Here is a 419-nt window from a genome sequence, read left to right as displayed (position 1 = left end):
AGAACGGCCAGACCGAACTGGTGCCGTTGAGCGAACACCTGAAGAATCCGGACGAAACATACAGCATCCAGCACTGTTCGATGTTGTACGCCCGCGAAACCGGCCTGACCGATCGCCGGGAATTCCTGCTGTTTTCCGTCGAAGAAGACGCCGAAGGCACCATCAGCTTGAGCACTTCGCTGGGTATTTCGCTGTACACCACCGACCTGAACACTTTTTAAAAAGGAAAAAGTCCATGCTTGAAGCGCTCTCTATCTCCCTGAACAAAGCCGCCGTGCTCGGGTTTGTTTTGTACATCCTCGGCGCCGCCGTGTTGTTCGCGCTGTTCCAGTTCATCTACACCCGCATCACACCGCACCGGGAATTCGAGTTGATCCGTGCGGGCAACGTTGCGGCCGCCATCGCCCTGGGCGGCGCGC

2 protein-coding genes are annotated in these 419 nt (G+C 57.3%); both read left to right on the top strand.

What is annotated here, in order from left to right:
* On the top strand, positions 1 to 221 hold a 221-nt coding region (locus tag AC1DLB_RS32240; protein ID WP_477786565.1), incomplete at its 5' end, for a DUF2491 family protein.
* A 14-nt stretch (positions 222 to 235) separates the two neighbouring features.
* The coding region (locus AC1DLB_RS32235) for a DUF350 domain-containing protein (protein WP_477786564.1) at positions 236 to 419 on the top strand (184 nt) is incomplete at its 3' end.

Source organism: Pseudomonas sp. 05N434 (assembly GCF_056396965.1).
This window is presented reverse-complemented; position numbering and strand designations above follow the sequence as displayed.